The organism is Silvibacterium acidisoli (assembly GCA_022870745.1).
Classification (GTDB): domain Bacteria; phylum Acidobacteriota; class Terriglobia; order Terriglobales; family Acidobacteriaceae; genus Silvibacterium.
The window spans coordinates 2997704-3019552 of the sequence record CP085323.1; the positions used below are offsets into that span (position 1 = coordinate 2997704).

The following is a 21849-nucleotide window of genomic DNA, read 5'->3' on the forward strand; positions in this document are numbered from 1 at the left end:
AAAACACTCTAAGGTCTTTCAACTACTGCTACAGCAGCCGCAGTTTTTGCACTCGCTAGCTGCCTGCGCCGGGCATCCACCCGGCGATTGAACTCATGAATCACCCGCGCCACGTAAGCTCGCGTCTCCCGATAGGGAGGAATGCCGTGCCAGCGATCGACAGCCGCCGGACCGGCATTGTAAGCAGCCAGCGCCAGGGCGAGATTGTCATGATAACGTCGCAGCATTGCATCCAGATAAGCGGTTCCGCCATTTACGTTTTCGCGCGGTGCAAAGGCGTCGTTTACGCCCATCTGGGCAGCAGTTCCTGGCATCAGCTGCATCAGCCCACGGGCCCCGGTGCGGCTTACGGCATGGACATTGCCGCCGCTCTCCTGCCGGACCACGGCTGCAAGCAGGTCGGAGTCAAGATCGTGCGCCTCGCCTGCTGCGGAGAGCATTTCCTTCAGGTCGATTGTTTTCAGCGGAGCGGCAGGAGCAGCTCCGGCTGTTTCATTTACAACCGGCAGATCGACATGCTCGCTGGCGGAGATGTCAGTGGGATTTACTTCCACAAAGTCTGTGTTGCTGGCGGAGAGATACAGCCGCACCCGGTCGCCGACCGTCTCGCGATGGTCGCAGGTCAGGTCAAAGCCATTGGCCAGGGTGATGTGTTCGGCTGCCCGTGCCAAACCTGATCCGAGGGTGAGTGCCCCAACCAGAACGGCCCATCCCGGCAGTGAAGAGAGTTGTCTCAATTTGCGTTTCCTTCCATGGACGGGACGCGCATCGACTCGATCACGCTCTCCAGCACCTGGGCTACGCCATCTTCACTGTTGTTGGGGGCGATCTGCCAACCGCGGTCGATCGCCATTTGCACCACTTCCGGCGCGCCATTTGCCATGACAACCGGATTGCCGGCGAAAAGCAGCATCTCTACGTCATTGAAGTTGTCGCCAATCGCCATGACCTCTTCAGGCTGAATGCCCAGAGACTCGCTCAGCCGCCGGAGCGCGGCGCCCTTCGAGCAGCCGGGTGGCAGAATGTCGAGGATAGCCAGCTCGCGCAGGGGATACTCGGTGCGATGCGTTTCGATTCTGTCTGCGTAGCCGCCGGTCATCAGGGCATCTTCCGCCTGGCGCATGGTGGCGATATCTCCGCAGAGCATGCCTTGCACGGCTTCTTCGCCGCTGTCGAAGGCGCGTTCCAGCGGCTGGAACTCTTCGATCGCCGCCCGGTTGGCCTCGACCCACAGGGAGATCCTTCCAGATAGCTTTTCAGCAGACTCGAGCACCAGTTCGCCGCGGCCTTCGCGGTCAAAGGTGAAGACGGTCAGGCCCCCAAACTCGCGCAAAACAGGGCACAGCTCCCGGCAGGTCTCAACATCGAGGAAAAAGCGGTCGATGCGCTCTCCGCCGAGAGTGCGCGTGACGGTGCCATTCGAGGTGATCATCACGGTTTCGCTTCGCAGCTCTGCCGGTTCGATAATCGGGGCGGCGTAAGCCTGCCGGCGGCCTGTAGCGATCACGATTTCGATCCCGGCCTCCTGCGCTTCGCGGAGAGCCCGGCAGGTCCGCTCGCTCATCACGCTGCCGCTCGCAGGCAGAAGGGTCCCGTCGATATCGATGGCAATCAGGCGGATGGCAGGAGTCATCTCTTCCAGTGTACGGGAGCAGGAGATGCGGCGCCTTAAAATGCCGCGAAAGTAACTATACCGGGGTAATAATGCCGCCCACAGCGCTACGCTCCGGATACTTCTTTACCCCGGTCCTCCGCAGCCCCATCGCTTCGGCGAGGGTATCCACGTACTTCAACCCGGCGCCGGTATTGAAGACGACCACCCGGTCGGAGGTGTCCAGAAAGCCGGAAGTGATCAGGACATCGTAGGCGGCGGTGGCTGCCGCTCCCTCGGGGGATAGCAGATGACCCTCGTGTTGCGCCCAATCTTTAATGGAATCAAGTATTTGCCCGTCATCTACCTCGACGACCGTGCCGTCGGACCGGCGCACAATATCGAGGATGATCGAATCGCCGTATGGCTTGGGGACTCGCAGTCCAGCAGCGAAGGTCTGCGCGTTGTCGTAGAAACTCGAAGCTTCGGCGCCGGCCTCGAAGGCCCGGGCGATGGGGGCGCAGCCCGACGCCTGCACGGCGATCATTTTCGGGCGTTTGCCGGGCTTCACCCAGCCGAGAGCTTCCATCTCTTCAAAGGCCTTCCACATGCCGATCAGGCCTACTCCGCCGCCGGTCGGGTAGAAGACCGCATCGGGATACTCCCAGCCGAGCTGCTCGACCAGTTCGTAGCCCATGGTCTTTTTGCCTTCGACGCGGAACGGTTCTTTCAGGGTTGAGATATCGAACCAGCCTTCGGCGTCCTTGCGCTCCGCAACGATCTTTGCGCAATCGGAGATCAGGCCGTCGACCAGCGTGACATGCGCGCCATAGGCCACGCCCTCAAGGTAGTTGGCCATGGGAACGTCTTTAGGCATGAAGATATGCGCTTCGATGCTTGCGGCTGCCGCGTAGGCCGCGAGTGCTCCGGCGGCATTGCCGGCCGAGGGAGCAGCGAGCTTCGTCAGCCCGTAATGCCTCGCCATCGAAACGGCGGCGGACATGCCGCGTGCTTTGAAAGTTCCGGTGGGGTTGGTCGCTTCTTCCTTCAGGAAAAAGTTTTCGTAGCGACGGCTGGGCAGCATGGGAGTCCAGCCTTCGCCAAGCGTTACCGGCTCGACCGAGGGGAGTACGGCGGCGTAGCGCCACATGTCCTGCCGTCCGCCGGGTTCAGGCCGCGCGTCGATGGGGATGGCGCGCAGGTCGTATCGGACATAGAGCACGCCCGCGCACTTCGGGCAGACGGTCTGGGGCGTTTCCGCCGAAACAAGTGCATGGCAGCGGGAGCACTCTAGCGAGGCAATCTGAGGCATTTTCGTTCCGGTCTTTAGACAAAAATCAGAGGTTGAACAGTTCGCGAAGCCGCCGCGTCTGCGCCCGGCTGACGGGGATTTCGGTTTGCTTCTTGTCGTCCATGCGGAGCTGGTAGCTGCTCTTGAACCATGGCACGACTTCCTTGATGTGGTTGATGTTCACGACGAAGGAGCGGTGGGCGCGCCAGAAGATGTTCGGATCCAGCAGGTCCAGCAGTTCTTCGAGGGTGCGGGCTTTCGACTGCCCCTCGAGCGTTTGCGTGACGACGGAGATGACCCCTTCATCGATGGATGCGAAGCAGATGTCTTTCTGGTCGATCAGCAGCAGGCGGGTCTGAGCCTGGACAACGATCTTGCCGCTGTGCGCGTAGCGCGGGGCGATCTGTTGCTGCTCGATGAGACGCAACAGCGCGTCGATCTTGATGCCGCCGCTGTCGCCGGTCAGCGATCCGCCATCGGGCTGCGAGGTTTCGTGCAGGCGTTGGCGGGCGCGGTCGAGAGCCTGCATCACGCGCGCTTTATCGAAAGGCTTCAGCAAATAGTCGATGGCATTTACGTCGAAGGCGCGAACGGCGTACTGGTCGTATGCGGTGGCGAAGATGATCTGCGGCAGGTGATCGGTGTCCTCGAGCAGCTTCTTCAGGACGGCAAAGCCGTCGAGGCCGGGCATCTGTACGTCGAGAAAGACGACATCCGGCTGGTGTTCACGGACGAGCTCCACCGCTTCGATGCCGTTGGAGCCTTGTGCCAGCACCTCGACATGGCCGACCGATTCGAGCAGATATTGCAGTTCCTCGCGCGCCAGCTGCTCATCGTCGATGATGAGAGCGGTAATGGTAAGCGCCGAGGTTTGCGTCTGCGAAGCCAAGCTATAAGTATAGGAAGGCAATCAGAGGGTCGTCCAGTGGCTGCATTGGTGCGGGACGGGAAACGGGGCGAATCCGCCTTCCCTGTGGCGATGGATGTAGCAGCTACCCACGCGAAAAAGCCTGCAGCCTGGCCGGCGGCTTGTTCGCGGTCAGATCGTTCCCGCAATGGACACAGAAGATGTCAGTGATTCTAGCCGTCCGGTAACACTTTGTGCAGCAGGGCGCTACCTGGTAAGCGCACTGAGGGCAATAGTGGTAATGGCTCTCAAGGTGGGCTCCGCAGGACGGGCACGCGGCTGTGATCGGTTCTCGTAGAAGGAAGTACAGCACGACTCCAACACCTCCCGGCATCACCGCGCAAAGCGCCCAAAGACTCTTGCTCATGCCGCGTCGCGGCGCGTCGTTGGTGATATAGCCGATCATGAGGACGTAAAGGGCGGCCAGAGCGCCCCAGGAAAGGATCAGGTAAAAGCGAAAGGGAACCGGCACGCCACTCGGATGGTGGCGATGTACCGGCAGGACAACCCAGAAGTAATACTGGGCCAGAGCGAAGGCGACGAGCGCGCCGGCAATCGACCAGCGCGGAATCAGTCGTAGTTCATCGGTAAATGGAGTTTCAGTCTGCGAGCCTGAGCGCCCGGTCGAATCGTTCATAGTAATAACCGTGTGGGGAGCCCGGGCATTCGCCGCGAGCCACTCAACCCTTCAAATCGTCAGCCTGCGCGTGGGGCGCGACAGTTAATACTTTTCTTCGTCTCGTACACGGCGGCTGCGCCAGTGCAGAATCAGGGCCGCGAACAATGTCGAGAGCAAAGTCAGCACGATCGACATCGTCATCGCCGGCATATCGAAGAAATGTTCATCGGCAAAGACATCGTCAGTGACAGACCACAGCGCTGGAGTCATCAGGATCAACATGCCGAAGAGGGTGACCAGCATGATGCCGATCTGCTTCCGGCGCTTCAGGCGTGCGGCTTTCAACTGATGGGCCGCTGCCATGACTGCGCGCCGCGTGCGTTGCACCACCGCGAGGTTGCTGTCGACATCAAAGCCGGAGAGTGCATCCAGAAGGCCGGAATCGATGAGATCAGGATCGGCCTCCGTGGCACGTGTGTATTTCGGCTCAAAGGAAGGCGAACTCATGCTCCCTCCTTCTGATCTGCCTCTGCTATACGAGGCTTCAGCGCAGCCATGCCGCGATACAGCCTCGACTTCACAGTCGATAGCGGGGCGCGTGTGACCTGCGCGATCTCTTCCAGCGAGAGTTCTTCGTGGAAGCGCAGCACCAGCACTTCGCGGTGCAGCGGTTCGAGCGTCAGCAGTGCCGCGGCAACACGGCGTCCGGTTTCACGGCTCTGGTACATATCGAACGGAGAAGGATCGTCGCTCGGCATCTCAAACGGGCGATCGTCGTTCTCGTTGTCCGACATCGCTTCGAGGCTTGCCATCGTACGCTTGCGGCGCAGATCGATTACGAGGTTGCGAGCAATTGTGAAAAGCCAGGTATCGAAGCGAGCGCTGCCGTTGTACTGCCCGCCACGTATCAGTACGCGCATCCAGGTTTCCTGGAAAACATCCTCGGCCATTTCACGATTGCCGGTAAGGAACAACAGGTAGCGCAACAGGCGATGCTGGTATTGAACGATCAGGCTGTCGAGTACCGACGGGTCCTGGCGCTTCAATGCCTGCGCTATCAGTGTGTTTTCTGCCCGCGACTGCTCGCTTATGGGAAGGGCTGCCGTGCTCATATTGACTGTAGAGACGGACGGAGGCGCGTCGAAGACGCTTTTCGCGACCAGATTTTCTACTTTCCGGGCAAAGCTCACGCCGCCAACCTCCGTAGTGACTGAGGACGCAGACCCGAGCCGGGGGGATACGTCTGCTAACCCTACCATTATGAGCCGGATGCGTAGTTGACATCAAGTGAACTTTCCGGCTTGTCGATGTTGAGATGCTAACTATGACGAAAATACAAACGATTGGAGTCATGGAAAGGCAAATCAGCTTCAGGAATTGTCATTTGAAGGCGATCATCCGGAATCCCAGGGATTGACCGGGGTCTCGACGCAGCCCTGTAAACTGACCTTATGGAAGTCTTGTACGGCCTGCATCCGGTCGAAGAAGCGCTGCGCTCCGGAAACCGCAAGTTTGACCACGTTTGTGTCGCCCGGGAACGCAGCGACCGCCATGACCCCCGTCTGCAGCGCATTCTCGATGCCTGCCGCGAAAACAACATCCGAGTCCGGTCAGAATCCCGCGACGAGCTGACCCGTCTCGCCAAGACGGGGACACACCAGGGCATCGTGGCGATCGTTCGCGACCGCGAGTTCCTTAACCTGGAAGACCTGTTTGATGGACCGGAGCGGCGGCTGCTGCTGGCGCTGGACGGTGTCGAAGACCCTCAGAACCTGGGCGCACTGCTGCGTACCGCCGATGCTTCAGGCGTCGATGGCGTGGTTGTCACCGAGCGCCGTGCGGCTCCGCTGAGCGCCGTGGCCGTGAAAGCCTCCGCCGGAGCGGCGGAACATGTTCGTATCGCCCGCGTTGTGAACCTTGTCCGGGCACTGGAACAGCTGAAAGAGAAGAACATCTGGTGCGTGGGGCTCGACGAGCGCGGCGAAACCAGTTACGAAGACTACGATTTCACGTCCAACACGGTAATTGTCCTGGGACGTGAGGGCGATGGTCTCCACGAGCTGGTCCGTCGCACCTGCGACCACCTGCTCAGTATTCCCATGGCAGGCAAGGTTTCTTCGCTCAACGTCTCGGCCGCTGGAGCTGTCGTGATGTTTGAGGCGGCGCGACAGCGCAGAGCAAAAGCGGTAGCCGCGCAGAAGCCGGCAGCCGCCCCCCGCAAGGAGCGTAAAGGTCTCGGTTCATGAGGATTGGAAGCACGGCGGCAGTTGCCGCCCTCGTATGTTCGCTGGCAATGCAGGCTCAGCAGCCGGCTACGACACAACAGAATTCTTCGCCTGATCATCAGCAGGCAGCCCCGCACGGAAAGGTTCTCTTTTCCCGCTCGGAGGACGATACCCAGCAGAACGTCGCGAATGCCGAAGATGCAAAGGCCTCTGAGAATCCCGTCAAAGATGCTCAGCGCGACGCGGTGACGTTTACGGAGTACAACCTCGACGTGCACCTCTCGCCGCGCGATCACACAATCGCGGTCCGCGCCCGGCTCGAGGTCCGCAACGACAGCAGCGAACCGATGGCCTTGCTGCCGGTGCAGATATCGTCTTCGTTGAATTTTGAAGGTATCAGCGCTGCGGGCAAGCGGCTCAACTTCGAACGTCACGCGATCAACAGCGACGTCGATCATACCGGCCAGCTTCATGAAGCCGAGGTAACGCTGCCTGAACCGCTTGCTCCCGGCGCGAAAACCCAGTTAGAAGTCGTCTACAGCGGCAGGATCGACCAGGACGGTCGCCGCTTGCTGCAGATGGGTACTCCGGATGAGATCGCCGGCCGCTCCGACTGGGACCGTATTTCGGAAGACTTCACTGGCGTGCGTGGCTTCGGCAATGTTGTCTGGTATCCGGTCAGCTCGGTACCGGCGATTCTTGGAGACGGGGCGAAGGTCTTCAACGAAATCGGCGCGCAGAAGCTTCGTGAACAGGGCGCCTCGTTTTCCGTGCGCCTGACCGTTGAATACCTGGGTGAGCCGCCCGCTGCGGCGTTTCTCGATGGCCGGCAGGTTGCGATGGAGAAGCCAACATTGACGCCGGGGACGGATTACCCAGGCGTAATCTCCTGTTCGCTGCCCGCGGGAGAGATGGGTTTTGAAGCTCCTTCGCTCTTCCTGGTCTCGGGAGCTCCGATTACAGGCGGCGGTGAAGTGCACGATATCCAGATCTATGCGCGCGAGGCAGACCGCACCAATGCGCAGGGATTGCTTACGGCCGCGACCATGGTGCGTCCGCTCGTGCAGCAGTGGCTGGGAAAGAAAAATGATGCAGTCCTGAGTATTCTCGACCTGCCGGAGGCCGAGGATGCGAGCTATCAGGAAGGCAACCTGCTGCTTACCGGCGTAACGGCCGATGCTCCGGAAAAAATGACCAGCATGGTCGCCAGTGCGTTGTCTCACGCTTATTTCCAGTCCAGGAGAGCGTGGCTCCGCGAGGGTGTGGCTACCTATATGGGAACGCTCTGGACGGAGCAATCGCACGATCGCAATACTGCACTCGAACGGCTGGAGGCGCAGCGGAGTTCACTTGCCTTTGCCGAGCCTGGAACGCCCGGAGCCGGTCCAGGGCAGGATCTGATTCACGCCTCCGACGCGGTCTATTACCAGACCAAGGCGGCCTACGTTTTCTGGATGCTTCGCGATCTTGCCGGAGAGAAGGAACTGGCCGCGGCGCTGACCGCCTATCGCGCCGAGGACGACACGACTCAGGAATACTTCGAGCATTTGGTGGAGAAGAGTAGTGGCAAGGACCTCAAATGGTTCTTCGACAACTGGGTTTATCGCGACCGTGGCCTGCCCGATCTTTCGATTGCCGGCGTTTATCTAAGCCCCGGTGGCCGTGTTGGCGAAACGTTCGTTGCTGTCGATATCGCGAACGATGGGTTTGCCGAGGCCGAGGTGCCGGTGACAGTCCACACGCGGGAAAACAGCCTGACGGAACGGGTGCGGTTACCGGGCAAGACCAGGACAGTACACCGCATGCTGATTCAGGGACAGCCCGACGAGGTGATCGTCAACGACGGCGCGGTTCCCGAGATCGCAGCGACGGTACACCGGCGCACGATCATCAACCAGTAGGCGGCTAGTTCTGAACGGCCACGGAAGGCTGCCCAAGCTTGCCTTCGACGCGTAGCCGGCCGTTTTCTGTGGGCCAGTTCAGGTCGAGCGAGCGGTCGAAATCGATCTGGCCTTTCACAGCACCGGAGCCGCTCAGATGGAGCGCCTGGCCTGAGATGGTTCCGGCGGCAGACCACTGTGCGAAGTGCCGGGGCGAAAAGCTGAGGCTGTCGGCGTCACTTGAGTCGGAAGCCTGCTGATCTGCTGGCGCTTTCGTGGAAGCATACGCTCCGGCCCCCAGAGATCCGTCTATCCATGACCAGTGGAAGCTGCCCTTCGCCGAGCGCGCAAAGTCATCGGTGGAGACTCCGGCGAACGCCACTTGAGCGTCGCCGCTCAAGCTGCCGGAACCCCAGTTTTCATCAAAGATAGCTGCGGCTTTTGCGGGATCGACACCGGTCCAGGTCAGGTTCAATGCATACTGCGGCGTACCAGAGGCACTGTCCGCCACTCCTCCGGCGTGCAGGGAGCCGCCGAGCGCCATGCCGTCTACGGAAACGAACTGGACCCGGTTCGGGCGGATCGAAAGCGTGCTGCGGACATTCGTCATGACAAGCTGATCCAGCGTAAGCCTGCCGATAGACAAAGTGCCTTCCGCAGCCGGCCAGGGCGCGGTTTGCCGCTTGACCTCCGAGAGGATGGCATTCACGAGTTCGCCATGCCCGACGGTGCCGAGGAGATTCGCTTCGAGGGTGGCGGCGTCCACGGCCTGCGATTCCAGTGCGAATCTGGCGGGGCACCCGTTCTCCGCAGCGCATTGGAGCGGGTAAGAAATATTTCCCCTGGCCGCGATTCCGTTGACCGAGAAGTTGAGATTGCTCCAGGCGACCGTACCCGGCGTGAAGTTGGCGGTCGCGGTGGCAACATGTATGGGTTCTGGCAGCCAGGGAGTACGGGCCACGGCATGGCTGACGCGCAGCCATCCAAGAGCCTGTGAGCCAGCCTGGGCTTCATCCGGCTTCATCTGGGCGATCCACGGCGCGGAGAAGGTCAGATCCATCTCGGCCGGCTCCGTGGCTGTCGCAGATTCCGGAGCAAGGTTCGCCAATGCAACCCCGGCGCGGCCGGTGAGTTTGCTGAAGGCCTGGAGACGTGCAAGTGTGGTCTCGCCGCTGGCGCGAACGGAGAAAAACTCCTTGCCGAATTGTCCTGAAATTGTGAGCGGCCGGGGCGCGTCCATGTTGAGGGCAACGGGCAGCAATTGCAGGTTGAAGCCGGTGGAAGGAGCCGGTGCGGCAACGGCATGCGGATGCTTCTGGCCCCTGCTGGCAGAAGGCGCGGCAGGGATCGCGGTCGTCAGCTCGATGGCGGGAAAACGGAGAGGCGTATCGATGCCGGGCAAAGCGAGGGTAAGGTTGCTGACCTCGGTTCGGCCCGTGATCGCGAGCGGGCTGTCTCCTGCTTCCGCGGAAAAGCTGCCGTTTACGATGCCGGCGGCCTTGGGAAGAGTGGTCATGCCGCGACGCAGCAAACCCAGGGCGTTCACGGCGAATGCTGCGGGGATCTGGTTCAGTTCGAGCGACAGGTGAGACTGAGGATGGGAAAAGTTGGTCACATTCCCGGTCAGAAGCAGGTGACCGTCGCCGACGGGCCAAAGGCAGGTCATGTTGTCGATCGACCGGTTGCTATGGCTGTAGATGCCGCGGCAGCGTGCATCGATATTCATCGGCGTGTCGGGAGTGAACTCCTCACGGTGTGCGTTGTCCACGCGCAGGCGGGTCTGCACGTTCAGCGCATTCAACAGGCCGGAGAGGGTGGCTTCCGCACGCAGGTCACCGCGCCATCCGCTGTCGTCACCCAATAACAAGCGGCTGACCTGCCCAAGCTGTGCGCCGGTCCATTCGGCACGAAGATTTACCGGCATCTGGTTGATCGAGGTCGCGCGATTGATGGTGCCGTCGATCTTGACCGTACCGGTGTCGGAAAGATCTAGGTCGAGATCGGTACGGGCGGGCTGAGCCTCCATCCGGAGACTCCACTGGGTCGGCTTGTCGAGCCAGATGGAAAGGTCGGAGTTCAGGAAGGCGAAGGGCTTCTTTTCGTTGCCATCTTTCAGATTGACGCGGGCAGAGCGGAACTCGATATAGGGAAAGCGCAGTGTGCTGGAAGCATGGTGTTGCGAGGTGGAAGCCTGCTGGTTTCTCGAAGCATCGAGCAGGAGAGAGCCGATGTTCCAGTCGCCCTGGCTGTTGTGGACCAGGTTCATGCTCGCATTGTCCAGGTCGATGCGGCTGACTTCTAGGCGTCCTTTCCAAAGCGAAGAGAAGCGGAAGGAGACGACCACGGAGGGCGCACGCAGGACGGGCTCGGCGCCGAAAGCCGGAGTCTCTTCCACTTCAAAATCGGTTAATGCCAGGCCGGGACGCGGAAATACCTGCAGTTGCACAGACCCGAGATGTACCGGCCGGCCAAGGCTGCGGCTCAGGCTCTCGGCAATGGTGCGGTGATACCGGCTCAGGTTCACGAGTGGCAGCAGTATCGCCGCAGCCAGCACCAGAACGATCAGGGCGAGGACAATCCATCGAAATACGGGCCTGCGGCCACCTGCCTGCGGAGTGGTCATCTACTTTACCCGGTGAAGCGTGCGGGACCAGCGTGTCTGGTCGAAGAAGTGAAGGATGGTATGCAGCGTGAAGCCGATGCGGTCGCCGGCTCCCGTCTTCTCGAACTGGTCGTCGGGAGTGATGAAGGACCAGTAGACGAACAGCGGAGTGCCGACGATGTTGGCGCGCGGCACAAATCCCCAGAAGCGGCCATCGAGGCTCACGGGGCGATTGTCCCCCATCGCGAAGTAGTTGCCGGGTGGTACGACCAGGTCGCCATTGTGCACGTAATTCGGGAGAGCCAGCGCCCACTCCGCCGTGACCTCGCTTTGCGGAGGCGGTGCGACGACGGGGAATTCGTCCCGGTATGGGAACTCGTCATCTGGCTTCGCCTTCACGGCCTGTGGTTCGACCTGCGGCTTGCCGTTGAGATAGACGGTTCCGTTGACGAGGTGAATGCGGTCGCCGGGCAGTCCGATCACGCGCTTTACAAGGTAGAGACCGGTTTCGCGGGGCTTGAAGAAGACGATGATGTCGCCGCGGTGGATCTCATGATACGGCAGGAACGGTGCCCAGGGAGTGCGCGGAGCGAAGACTGTGCGGTCGACAACCACATGGTCGCCGATGAGCAGCGTGTTTTCCATCGAGGAGGATGGGATGGAGAAGTTCTGAAAGATGAATGTGAGCGCGAACAGGCCGAGAACCAGCACGCCACAGATCGAGGCAAATCCTTCCAGCGGTGTTTCGTCAGATTTGCTCTTGGCGCTGCGTTTGTTCTCGATGATCTTTTCCATGCAGGAAACTGGCTTGCGTCGTTCAGCGAACGATGCGCAGCATGCGTGTCCATCGTGCGTAATTCACGATGCGGCTGAGCATGTCGTTCTCCTGTCCGAGTTTATCATCTGGCCTGGGGAGAGCCCGGTCGTGCGGAAGCTCGGGAAGATCGGTGGTCGAGGGTTCCCGTACCGAGAAATAAATGATGAACGGACGCCCGACAACCGATGAACGGGGTACGAATCCCCAGTACCGGCTGTCGCGGCTGTGATTGCGGTTGTCGCCCATCACGAAGTATTGCCCGGCAGGCACGATCAGGTCTGCTCCGCTGGCATCGGCGCGCATCTGCCGCCACCAGTGGGCGTCTACTCCAGGGTCGGTGTAGGGCGCGGAAGGGAACTCATCGCGAAATGCGTCTTCATTGGCCGATTCGTACACGGCGTAGGGTTCGGTGATCGGCTGACCGTTCCTGTAAACGATCCCATCCTTCAGGTGAATGCGATCACCCGGCACCCCGATAACGCGCTTGACGATGTGTTCCGGCGGATCGAGCGGGAAATGGAACACAACGATGTCGCCGCGCTGGATCTCGCGATAGGGAAGCAGCCAGTGCCACTTACCGGGCGGCCCATAGATGTTTTTATTCACCAGCAGGAAATCACCGACCAGCAGGGTTCTCTCCATCGACTCCGACGGAATGCGGAAAGGCTGGAGGATGAATGTCAGCGCGAAAAGCGCAATCGCAATGATAGTGAGCAGCGAGGCGAAGACATCGAGCGGCGTCGGATAGAGGAGATGCTGCGGCGGAGCAGGCGGAGGCTCCGCGAAAGAGGTCGTCGTCTCGGCAAGAGGCTCGCTCATTCCTGGCTGTCCGCGGAAGGTGATTTGACTCGTTCGAGCTTGAGCAGAGCGCGGCGGGCAGCTTCCTGCTCTGCCTTTTTCTTGGTGCTGCCTAATCCCCGTGCAAGCGCCCGGGGTTTGTTTTCGGGAGTGATCAAGGCCACCTCCACGAGAAAGCGCTTACGGTGGTCGGGACCGCTCTCGGCTTTGACCGCATACTCCGGGTGACCGCGTTTCTCTGCCTGCAGAATTTCCTGCAGTGCGGACTTATGGTCTCCGATGCTGTTGCCTCCGGTCATGCGCACCTTGAGGTCGTTCGCGGCTGGGTCCACGACCTCTTTCAGGACGAAGCGTCTGACCGGCCCGATGCCTGCATCCAGGTAGAGCGCGGATATTACCGCCTCCATGCAGTTTGCCAGCAGCGCGTGCTTTTTCCGTCCGCCGCTGCGTTCTTCTCCCCGGCCAAGCAGCATGTAAGAACCGAGATCGAGCCGGGTCGCGACCGATCCCAGATTCTTGCGGCTCACCAGTTCGGCACGCAGCCGCGTGAGTTCGCCTTCGCTCAGGTCGGGAAAGAGCCGGCAGAGCTCTTCCGCGACAAGGAAGCCTACAACCGCATCGCCGAGGAATTCGAGACGTTCGTTGTCATGTGCCAGCTCTTCGGCCCTGGTATCGGGGTTCGCCAGCCTTTGTTCATAAGCGAGTGAGCGATGGGTGAGAGCCTGCGTCAACAGTTCCGGCTGCGAGAAACGATGCCCGAGAACATCCTCCAGCTGGTCGAGTGCGGAGGACCTCTTCGTTGCGCGTATTTTCGGCTGCGGCTCTCCCTTTTTCATCGTTGTCCGGGAGGGGTTGTGGCCGGCGCCGCAGGTTTCGGCGCCGGGGACTTCGACGACGGATCGTCGTCACCATCGTCCGGAACCTCGTGCCTGGGCAGGGCGAATGGCTGCTTGATGCCCTTTTCTGCCGCGGCCTTGGTGTCGGGCTGCCCGTCGCGCACTGTCAAAGCCGCGTTGTATTCGGTGACGGCTTTGTCGCGGTTATCCTCTACGTCGAGAATGCGGCCAAGGTAAATGTGCGACCAGGCGAGCATACGAGGATCGCTCGAAAGACGTACGGTTTCCTGGAATGCCGCCTCGGCATCTTCAATCTTGCCCTGCAGCAGACTGGCGCGGGCGAGGATGAAGTTTGCACGCGCCGGCTCGGCGGTGTGTTCCTTCAATGCTGTCTGCGCAAGCATGGATGCGTTGCCTGCATCTCCCTTACTCAGATCCTGCTCGGCAAGGTCGAGGCCATGCGGCTTCGACGAGGTGCGGCTCAATACGTCGGCGGTGCCCTCTTCAACGAACTGTACGTTCTTTGCGCGATGGACTTCCTGCTCGACGTCCATGCCGTAGACCATTTCACCGATGCTGTCTTTGAGACCTACCGGACCCTTTTCGAAGGGAATCATCTGGTTATAGAAGTACTGGGTCAGAACGTAACCCTGTGCCATATCCTTGGCGACGAGCTTTTCGCGGATGGCGGAATCCCTTTGAACTGCCGCCTGGTGTTCGCGGTAAGCAGGTTCGAGGGTGTTCAGCGCCTGCCCGGCAGGAATTGGCGGAATGGTCACGCCGGTATCCATGGTGCGGGCTTCGATCGAGAGAATCATCGACTCGATTACCAGCGAGACAATATCGCTGCGGTAGACGAAATCGAGAGGAGCATCACGAACGACCTTTAGAAATGGCAGCAGGCGGTCGATGGCTCCGGCGCGGGCGTAAAGCAGCGGCTCGATCTCATAGTGCAGGTAGGTGTGCCGCACTTCCTGCATGCGGATGGTCCCGCCAACAGGAGACGCGACTACGACGTAGTCGGTTCCGTAGACGCGGGCGTTGGTTTCGGCAGGCGAAAGCAACGGCTCCACGACAACGAGGAACCGGCTGCCGTCATACGTGCTGGCCGGCACCTTCAGATAGGTATTGGTGTCGACGATCATCTTGGTCAGCGGCGTGTGCAGCTGGTTGATGATTTCGTCGTACGCGGCGTGGTTAGCCACGAAGATCGCGTGGAGCTGGATGTCCTGGGCAAACTTGCGCAGGATGGGAAGAATCTCAACCACCTGCGTGGAGTCGGGCGGCATGTCCGCCAGGTCGACGCTGGGTGCGAGATCCGGTGGCGGCGTTACGTAAAGCGAGAGGGAGATGTACTGCGCGAGATCCTTGCTTGCCTCGAGCGAGTGGTGCATGTCGATGAACTGGCAAAGCTGGTCGCGATCTTCACGCGCGGCCGCGGACTGTGCGGTCGCCTCGTTAACCTCTTCGCGGATGTGCTTGCGGATGGGGTCGGACTCTTCAAGTCCGTTGTCGTAACCGCAGGCATTCAACGCAACAGCGATATCGAAGAGCGTTTCGCTGTATTGCAGGCTGATTGCCGGTCCGGCAGGATCCACCAGCGCAGGCGGCTTTGGCTTGGGCGGCATCTTCGGCGCAGCAGAGGGCGTCTGCCCATTCGGCGTTGTCGCCTTCACCGGCTTTTGAGCGAATGCAAAGGACAGAGCCAGCGAACAGGCTGCCACAGAACTGAGGAGACGAGTGAGACGAGGAGAAAACCGCATACGTGTTTCTAGAAACCTGCGCGAAAGTGGGTAGCCTGTCCGGAGTTTATTCGCCTGTAAGGAACAGGGTCAAACCCGCCCGGCCGGAACCGTATGACGGCAAGGCGATCCGGGGCGGCAGGGAAGTGGGCGAAGATCCGCTTCGGGGAAGCCCTTACCCCTGGACGGCGATACCGGAGAAGGATACGAGCGCAACGCCGCGAACTGGCTCTCCAAAGACGCGGGCCGGTTCGAAGATGCTGAACAGCAGCAGGTTCTCGATTCGCGCACGAGCCGCAGCATCATGGGGGCCGGAGATGATGTGGTAGTCGTACACGCGGCCCTCGTCGTTTACGTAGGCTTCGACGATGACGGAATCGGAGTCGTCAGAAACGGTAACCTTGGCCTCGCCTACATTCTTCACATCGCCGGCGTGATCGACTCCAAGCTCGGGGGCATTGGACTCGTTCATCGAGTACAGGAAGCGTGGGCTGGTCGCGGCGCCTGCGGGTTCGTCGCGGGCTTCCACGGGTTCCGGAGCTGCAAAGGCGCCGATAAGCAACGCGACCGAACCGATCAAAAGAACGGCGCTGGCAAAACCGGCTGAGGCACGCAGCAGGAACGGTGCAAAGGTATTCGACCAGCGGACCTGCCAGCGGGCAAGGCTCTGCTTTGTTGTGCGTTGCTGTTCCTGGGAGATGGCCACACGCAAACGCAGGGCGAGATCTGCCGGAGCTTTGGCCGGGCCCAGATCTGTGAGCACCTGCTGCATGTTGCGCCAGGAGGCGAATTCCCGGGAGCAGGCTGCGCAGCTCTCAAGGTGCGCGGCAACCTGCTGCATTGTGACGCCGGTCATGGCGCCGTCAAGATACGAAGAGAACTGGCTCCGGATTGCGTTGCAGGATTTCATCGGGCCTCCTCCGCACGGAGCGCAGAACCCGTAGGCATGGCCGGTTGAGATGGCCGCTTGCAAACAGCCTCGGCATAGGGCATCAGGCGCGCCTTCAGATGAGCACGTCCTCGCATCAGGCGGGACTTGATGGTTCCCAGGTTGGTATCGAGGATTTCAGCAATCTCCTCGTAAGCGAAACCTTCAATGTCGCGTAGGACAACGACCGTCCGAAAGGGTTCGGGTACCTGCCGCAGCTCTGCTTCCACGCGGCTTCGGATTTCCGACTGGGCAGCGAGGTCGAATGGCGAATCCTGTTCGTCGACCAGTGTGTCCTTGATGCAGATGCAGGCACCCTCACAGGACGGGTCACCGGTTTCGGTTTCGATCGTGATTTCCTGCCGGCGATGTCGCGACCACCAGCGGCGCTGATTGGCCGCCTCATGCAGCGCAATGCGATAGATCCAGGTGCGCAGGCTGGCATCGCCGTGAAACCCGGAAATTCCACGGTAAACCTTGACGAAGACTTCCTGTGTGATATCGGCGGCGTCTGTGCTGACGGGAAGGGTGCGTGCGATCAGGCTGTAGATCGGCTGATGGTAGGTGGCGATAAGCCACGAGAAGGCCTCTTCCGACCCAGCCTTAAGCTGGGCTACCAGATCGGTCTCTTCCGGACGGATTCCAATGGCGCTGACCAGATTACCCACGGCGGTTCCCGCTTGCATGGAAAAACTCCTCCTACCTTAACAGGAAGCGGTTGCAACCTGCGAGTCCACGAGGGAAATCTGCCGCCGGCGGCCGAGTGTCTCGCTCACTCTACCCTTCTTAGACACCGGCAGTTATGGGAATAGTTCCCACAGAATTAGTTATTTGTCGATGGAGCGGGAGCTGGAGGAGGCGTAGACGGTTGAGGCTTCGGCTTGGCGGCGACCCGCTTCTTTTTCTTGGGAGGTGCCTGTGGGCCGTCGTCGACCACGGCTCCTTGTGTCGCAGCCGCCGGTGAGGCTGCCGGGGCTGCTTTGGCAGCAGCCTGCAGCTTCACAATGGTCTGCTCCTGCAATTGCGAAATGTTGAGGATGCGTTCGCCCAGCGATTTACGGACCGATTCGAGGCTTTGCAGGGAATTCGATAAGGACGCCGAGTCATTCGACGACGCCACCATGGAGGCGGTGCTGGAGATGCGAAGCAGAACGTCATAAAGTGCATCGAGATTGCGATAGAGAGCAAAAGTGGGCTCGACGGCGTTCGGCGCGGCATCTGCCTGGTTCAGCAGGCCGGGCAGCGTGCCCTGAATATCGCGCTGGATCGAGGAGATGTTCTGAAACGTCGATTCGCGCACGTCATCGCGGGTCTTCCACTTGGACAGATTCAGGTTAGAGAGAGCCTGCTGGATCTGATCCAGTGACGGCTGCACCATGCCGGAGGCGGTAGGAAGAGAGGCTGGAGGCGTCTGCTGGGCAGCCGCCGCGGATTGCGCGAGCAGACGCGGAGTGGGAGCTACAAAACTCAACGCAACGAAGGCAAAACAGCAGGGAAGAAAGACTCGCATAACTAGAGAGACGATGCCTGCCAGGAAAGGGAAGTTGCCACGGAACTGTCGAAAGCCAAACGAGTTTGACGAAAACGCCCCAGTCAGCGAGAATGAACTTACCCGCCTAGTGGGCCTGTGGCGCAGTTGGGAGCGCGCTTCCATGGCATGGAAGAGGTCATCGGTTCGATCCCGATCAGGTCCACCAATTCATTCAACAACTTACGAGTTTTGCGGTTAATTCTTAAAGGTCCCGAAAGGTCCATTAAGAGGCTGCCCTCAATTCGCACCGATCTCCTCCCTCAACATTCCCGCCACCCTGGACTGCGCCTGACGCTTGGCAGGCGTGACCGCCTGCGCATAAACCTCAAGCGTCATCTTGATCGTGGCGTGCCGGAGAAGCTCCTGCACCACCTTGATGTCCTCGCCGTTGGCTTTGAGGAGAGTGGAGAATGTTCGCCGGAATGTATGCCATCCGACGTGCTTCAGAATCTTCGCCCGCTTAACCGCGGGACGGATATGACGCTTCAGGAGTGAATCGGGGCTATAGGGCTGCTTTCCTCTCATGCGCGTACTCGCGAAGACCCAGTCCTCCGGCTGGTTATAAGGGGTAGCCCTCTTCCAGGTAAGAAGTTCCTCGGCGATCCACGGATCGAGAGGGACCGGCTTGCGCGAGATCTCCGTTTTGCAGCGGCCAACCACCTGCCGATAGATCGACCGCGTGACCGCCAGCTCCAACTGCTCGAAATTGACATCGAGCCATTTGAGAGCCATCAGTTCACTCCGGCGAAGACCGGTGACGGAATCGAGCAGGACCATCACGCGCTCCCGATGAGATAACTGATCGAAGAGCAGACGGAGTTCCCCAGCATCGAGGACGTCCGGAATCTGCATTCGCTTCGCGCTCTGCCGCACCATTGTGATCGGGTTGCTGCCCAGAGGCATCAACTCATGACGGATGGCGTGATTGAACAGAACGCTCATGACCGATCGGATCTTCGCCTTGCTTCCGCGCGACAGGTCATCCTTACTCTTACCTGCGCGCTTCAGATTACGAAGCCATTTTTCCACCTGTGTGGTTCGCACTTTACGCATCTCGATCTCGCCCCAATCGGGAAGAACGTAAGCATCAAGGATGTCGATATAGGTCGTCCTTGTAGCGTAAGAACGGCCTTCGTCCTCTTCCTCTTCGTTCTTGATCGGGCCAAGCTCGTGCTGCTTGAAGTGACCGATGAGAGCGCCCACCGTGATTGGCTGCTTTGCCGATCCCGGTTGCTCTTCGTTGATGGTTATGCGTAGAGCTTCCACGGCCTTCATTGCGCTCGTCTCGGTCGGATACTCCTTGACCGTGCCCAGCGTCTTCGTCCGGCGTACCCGTTGCCCGCTGGTGTCGATATCCCACCAGCGAAACGCCCAGCAATCCGGGCCGTGCTTCCGCTTCACGCGGCTTAACATTCCTTGTTGATACCGTGTCCGTCGAAACATTATTTCCTCCCGTTTCGCGCAGCACGGACCGCTGGCTGTAATGGTGCCATATCTTGACCGTTCGCGTCGGCAGTTTCCGGCATCATTTCCCGTATGCAGGACTCCAGAACGGAGGCGCGAAACCGCCAGAGTTTGCCGAATTTCAGCCCAGGAATCTCTCCCCGGCGCGCTCTTCGTTTCACCGTCTCGGGATGCACCCCAATCAGATCCGCCACCTGTTGGCTATCCAGAAAGCGCTCGAACTCCTCCAGCCCCATCCTGTGCTCCACGCCATCGTCTCGCATGTCACCTCTCCTGCCGGCACCGCGCGCTTGATGCAGCCCCCGGTCGCGGAAAATCGCAGCCGGTCGTGCCGATAGACCGACAATAAGGCGGGGTTGAGGCCGCGATTATTACTCTTTCCGGTGCACTCTTTCATCTCCGTCAATAATCCAGAGGCCACCGTGAAGAACATGGAACTTGATCGTCATCGGCGCTCTACGCGATCATCGAACTATCCATGAGCAGCGCGCCGAGCAATCCACCGGGCAGCACACCTCCAGTGCCGGTCTACTGGAGCGAAGAGAAGGACTGGATTGTTCTCATTGTGTTTCTGCCTCGATATGACGCGCAAGACCGTGAGTGCGCGACTGAAGCGATCGGCTATATGTTCGCTTATGCTCAGATGACCGATACGCTCATGGTGGCCCTTGTCGGCGATCCCGCAGCCGACGCCTATGAACTACTGTTCTCGTTTTCAACTCCCGATAACAAGGCCGAGTTCCTGCGACTGCTACAGTCGAACGACACCACCGCCTGTGAAGAGGACGAAATACTTGTGCCGCACCAAACCGAGATCGACGCAGCCCAGCCTATCGCGCGTGTGCTACCCGCAGACGTGATGCGAAAGGTTACCCTCGTCGCAACTATGCTGCTCGGCGGACAGGACGAAGCGATCCAGTAGCACTTAATCTTGCATCGACCAACGCCGCGAATGGCTGGCAGAAGACCTCTCTGCTGTTGGCGCAGCAATGCCAATACTCTCCTCATCTTCAAAATCCATGGCTCTGCGCATCGCCCGGACACTGCGTCGGGTCTTAGCCGCCGCCCGGCGGCACGGCGCGGCTCTGCTTTTCCGGCTTTCAGAAAATCTTTTTGATCGATCTGCCGCAAAGAGCGCGTGGCAGAAAAAGATTTTCCGAACCTTCCGAAAAAGCGCCGCTTGGCCTTGGGAGGCGGGCCCCTCGCATCGCTTCGCGTGGTGTGTCCCGGTCGACTTCAGAGACATGGGGACCAAAGGAGATTTCAGAGATGGCAACCACGAGCGCAGCAACCACACAGCAGAGCAGCCTCACCAACACGATCCTTCACGGCAACTGCATCGACGAAATGCACGAGATGCCCGCAAACAGTGTCGACTTCATCCTCACCGACCCGCCCTATCTCGTGAACTACCGGGACCGAAGCGGGCGCACGATCCAGAACGACGTAAAGGCAGACTGGCTCAAGCCCGCGATGCAGGAAGCCTATCGCGTATTGAAGCCGAATCGCGTTGCCATCATGTTCTATGGCTGGACGAAAGTGGATGAGTTCTTCGCAGCCTGGAAAGAGGCGGGGTTTCAGCCGGTGGGTCACATCGTCTTCCGCAAGACCTACAGCTCGAAGTCGAGGTTTCTCAGCTATCGGCACGAGCAGGCATTCTTGCTGGCAAAGGGCAGGCCGCCATTGCCGAAGCAGCCGGTAGCGGATGTGATCGACATGCCCTATAGCGGCAACAAGCTGCATCCCACTCAGAAGCCGATACAGCCTCTAGCGCAGTTGATTCGCAGCTTTACTCTACCGGGCGAGCTGGTGCTTGATCCGTTCGCAGGCAGTGGCAGCTCATGCGCAGCGGCATTGCTGACAGGCCGCAGATATCTCGGCGTAGAGATGGATGATGAGTATTACCAGCAGGCTAGCGAGCGCATGGCCAGAGTGCATGCAAGGACCGCCATAAGGCGGTCCTCTTAGTTCGGCATTCCCACCTGGTGGGATGTTGCCGCGTGTTCGCCACGCCTCAAGGCGAGCTGTCTCTGTCAGTCATGGTGCTTGCAGCCTTGACCCGCAGCGCACCCGCGGATTTCTTTGCTGTTCATGGTGGGAATGCCCATGTCCGCGCATGCGCACTCCGGTAAAAATCGATGCCTCTGGATTATTGACGCGGATGAAATAGCCGGTACGAAACGGTAAGAATCGACCGCCTATTTCTCGCCTATCTTCACCAAAGCACGAAACACCGAGAGTGGCCACTCGACGGTACATCACCAAGGAGACTCCTATGGAGAGCACCCGTCCGTCGATGCGAAGTCGTGTCCTTATGTGGGCACGCCGTCGCCGCCTAACCCGATACGCAGCCCCGCTGCTTCTGCTGTCCGCCCTTCCGGTCTACGCCCAATCGACGGGCAGCGACCCGTGGGACAACGCAGTCAACGTCCTCAAAACCGCGTTTACCGGAACGATTGCGCAGGGGTTGAGCCTCGTCGCCATTGTCGTCGGTGGCCTGATGTTCGCCTACGGCGAAGGCCAGTCCAAGAAGACCCTTGCCGGCATTGTGTTCGGCGTGGGCATGGCAATAGGCGCAGTCAATTTTATGGCCTGGTTATTCCCCGGCTAGAAGGAGG

At 60.0% G+C, this 21849-nt stretch carries 22 protein-coding genes and 1 tRNA gene; 6 read left to right on the top strand and 17 right to left on the bottom strand.

The window, feature by feature from the left end; genetic code table 11:
* Nucleotides 1-8: 8 nt before the first annotated feature.
* From LJD29_RS12655 to LJD29_RS12685, 7 genes are all read right to left on the bottom strand, one after another.
* The gene (locus LJD29_RS12655) at nt 9-737 is read right to left on the bottom strand and encodes a lytic transglycosylase domain-containing protein (protein WP_446741901.1); all 729 of its coding nucleotides are present in this window, start codon (nt 735-737) and stop codon (nt 9-11) included.
* On the bottom strand, nt 734-1633 hold the full coding sequence (locus LJD29_RS12660) for a Cof-type HAD-IIB family hydrolase (RefSeq protein WP_446741902.1): 900 nt from the start codon (nt 1631-1633) through the stop codon (nt 734-736). The genes LJD29_RS12655 and LJD29_RS12660 overlap by 4 nt, the downstream gene beginning before the upstream one ends.
* Before the next feature lie 55 nt (nt 1634-1688).
* Nucleotides 1689-2903, bottom strand: coding sequence for a threonine synthase (locus LJD29_RS12665; RefSeq protein ID WP_446741903.1), 1215 nt, complete (start codon nt 2901-2903; stop codon nt 1689-1691).
* Between the two features lie 25 nt (nt 2904-2928).
* Entirely contained in the window at nt 2929-3792 is an 864-nt protein-coding gene (locus LJD29_RS12670; RefSeq protein ID WP_446741904.1) for a LytR/AlgR family response regulator transcription factor, read from the bottom strand.
* An 82-nt stretch (nt 3793-3874) separates the two neighbouring features.
* Complete coding sequence (locus LJD29_RS12675; protein WP_446741905.1) at nt 3875-4426, bottom strand: zinc ribbon domain-containing protein; 552 nt, start codon at nt 4424-4426, stop codon at nt 3875-3877.
* Between the two features lie 84 nt (nt 4427-4510).
* Nucleotides 4511-4915, bottom strand: coding sequence for a hypothetical protein (locus LJD29_RS12680; protein WP_446741906.1), 405 nt, complete (start codon nt 4913-4915; stop codon nt 4511-4513).
* Nucleotides 4912-5598 (bottom strand): RNA polymerase sigma factor, encoded by a 687-nt coding sequence (locus LJD29_RS12685; RefSeq protein ID WP_446741907.1) that lies wholly within the window; start codon nt 5596-5598, stop codon nt 4912-4914. Before LJD29_RS12685 ends, LJD29_RS12680 begins: the two co-directional genes overlap by 4 nt.
* Before the next feature lie 261 nt (nt 5599-5859).
* Here LJD29_RS12685 and rlmB point away from each other — a divergent pair, with 261 nt between their 5' ends.
* Together rlmB and LJD29_RS12695 are read left to right on the top strand one after the other, a co-directional pair.
* Nucleotides 5860-6654: a 23S rRNA (guanosine(2251)-2'-O)-methyltransferase RlmB gene (rlmB, locus tag LJD29_RS12690; protein ID WP_446741908.1), complete on the top strand. Its 795-nt coding sequence runs from the start codon at nt 5860-5862 to the stop codon at nt 6652-6654.
* Nucleotides 6651-8534 carry a M1 aminopeptidase family protein gene (locus LJD29_RS12695; RefSeq protein WP_446741909.1) on the top strand — a complete coding sequence of 628 codons (1884 nt, stop codon included), beginning with the start codon at nt 6651-6653 and terminating at the stop codon, nt 8532-8534. The genes rlmB and LJD29_RS12695 overlap by 4 nt, the downstream gene beginning before the upstream one ends.
* 4 nt (nt 8535-8538) lie before the next feature.
* Here LJD29_RS12695 and LJD29_RS12700 read toward each other — a convergent pair whose 3' ends face one another.
* The 8 genes from LJD29_RS12700 to LJD29_RS12735 form a co-directional block, all read right to left on the bottom strand.
* The gene (locus LJD29_RS12700) at nt 8539-11136 is read right to left on the bottom strand and encodes an AsmA family protein (protein ID WP_446741910.1); all 2598 of its coding nucleotides are present in this window, start codon (nt 11134-11136) and stop codon (nt 8539-8541) included.
* Complete coding sequence (gene lepB, locus LJD29_RS12705) at nt 11137-11910, bottom strand: signal peptidase I (RefSeq protein WP_446741911.1); 774 nt, start codon at nt 11908-11910, stop codon at nt 11137-11139. It abuts the gene before it with no gap.
* Between the two features lie 22 nt (nt 11911-11932).
* Nucleotides 11933-12751 carry a signal peptidase I gene (gene lepB, locus LJD29_RS12710; RefSeq protein WP_446741912.1) on the bottom strand — a complete coding sequence of 273 codons (819 nt, stop codon included), beginning with the start codon at nt 12749-12751 and terminating at the stop codon, nt 11933-11935.
* A complete protein-coding gene (rnc, locus tag LJD29_RS12715; protein ID WP_446741913.1) occupies nt 12748-13566 on the bottom strand; it encodes a ribonuclease III in 819 nt (272 codons plus the stop codon). Before rnc ends, lepB (LJD29_RS12710) begins: the two co-directional genes overlap by 4 nt.
* Nucleotides 13563-15329: a tetratricopeptide repeat protein gene (locus LJD29_RS12720; RefSeq protein WP_446741914.1), complete on the bottom strand. Its 1767-nt coding sequence runs from the start codon at nt 15327-15329 to the stop codon at nt 13563-13565. The genes rnc and LJD29_RS12720 overlap by 4 nt, the downstream gene beginning before the upstream one ends.
* Before the next feature lie 154 nt (nt 15330-15483).
* Nucleotides 15484-16218, bottom strand: a complete 735-nt coding sequence (locus LJD29_RS12725) for a zf-HC2 domain-containing protein (protein ID WP_446741915.1) — start codon at nt 16216-16218, stop codon at nt 15484-15486.
* Nucleotides 16215-16922, bottom strand: a complete 708-nt coding sequence (locus LJD29_RS12730; RefSeq protein WP_446741916.1) for an RNA polymerase sigma factor — start codon at nt 16920-16922, stop codon at nt 16215-16217. The genes LJD29_RS12725 and LJD29_RS12730 overlap by 4 nt, the downstream gene beginning before the upstream one ends.
* A gap of 137 nt (nt 16923-17059) precedes the next feature.
* The gene (locus tag LJD29_RS12735; RefSeq protein WP_446741917.1) at nt 17060-17746 is read right to left on the bottom strand and encodes a hypothetical protein; all 687 of its coding nucleotides are present in this window, start codon (nt 17744-17746) and stop codon (nt 17060-17062) included.
* Between the two features lie 111 nt (nt 17747-17857).
* Here LJD29_RS12735 and LJD29_RS12740 point away from each other — a divergent pair.
* Nucleotides 17858-17933, top strand: a tRNA-Ala gene (locus tag LJD29_RS12740).
* Between the two features lie 71 nt (nt 17934-18004).
* Here LJD29_RS12740 and LJD29_RS12745 read toward each other — a convergent pair.
* Both LJD29_RS12745 and LJD29_RS12750 read right to left on the bottom strand, forming a co-directional pair.
* On the bottom strand, nt 18005-19210 hold the full coding sequence (locus tag LJD29_RS12745; RefSeq protein ID WP_446741918.1) for a tyrosine-type recombinase/integrase: 1206 nt from the start codon (nt 19208-19210) through the stop codon (nt 18005-18007).
* A complete protein-coding gene (locus LJD29_RS12750) occupies nt 19210-19494 on the bottom strand; it encodes a helix-turn-helix domain-containing protein (protein ID WP_446741919.1) in 285 nt (94 codons plus the stop codon). The genes LJD29_RS12745 and LJD29_RS12750 overlap by 1 nt, the downstream gene beginning before the upstream one ends.
* 215 nt (nt 19495-19709) lie before the next feature.
* Between LJD29_RS12750 and LJD29_RS12755 the strand changes: the two genes are divergently transcribed.
* The 3 genes from LJD29_RS12755 to LJD29_RS12765 all read left to right on the top strand — a co-directional run bounded on the left by LJD29_RS12755 (nt 19710) and on the right by LJD29_RS12765 (nt 21842).
* A complete protein-coding gene (locus LJD29_RS12755; protein ID WP_446741920.1) occupies nt 19710-20153 on the top strand; it encodes a hypothetical protein in 444 nt (147 codons plus the stop codon).
* 347 nt (nt 20154-20500) lie between these two features.
* Nucleotides 20501-21199 carry a DNA methyltransferase gene (locus LJD29_RS12760; protein WP_446741921.1) on the top strand — a complete coding sequence of 233 codons (699 nt, stop codon included), beginning with the start codon at nt 20501-20503 and terminating at the stop codon, nt 21197-21199.
* Between the two features lie 328 nt (nt 21200-21527).
* Nucleotides 21528-21842, top strand: coding sequence for a TrbC/VirB2 family type IV secretion system protein (locus LJD29_RS12765; protein ID WP_446741922.1), 315 nt, complete (start codon nt 21528-21530; stop codon nt 21840-21842).
* Nucleotides 21843-21849 lie beyond the last annotated feature (7 nt).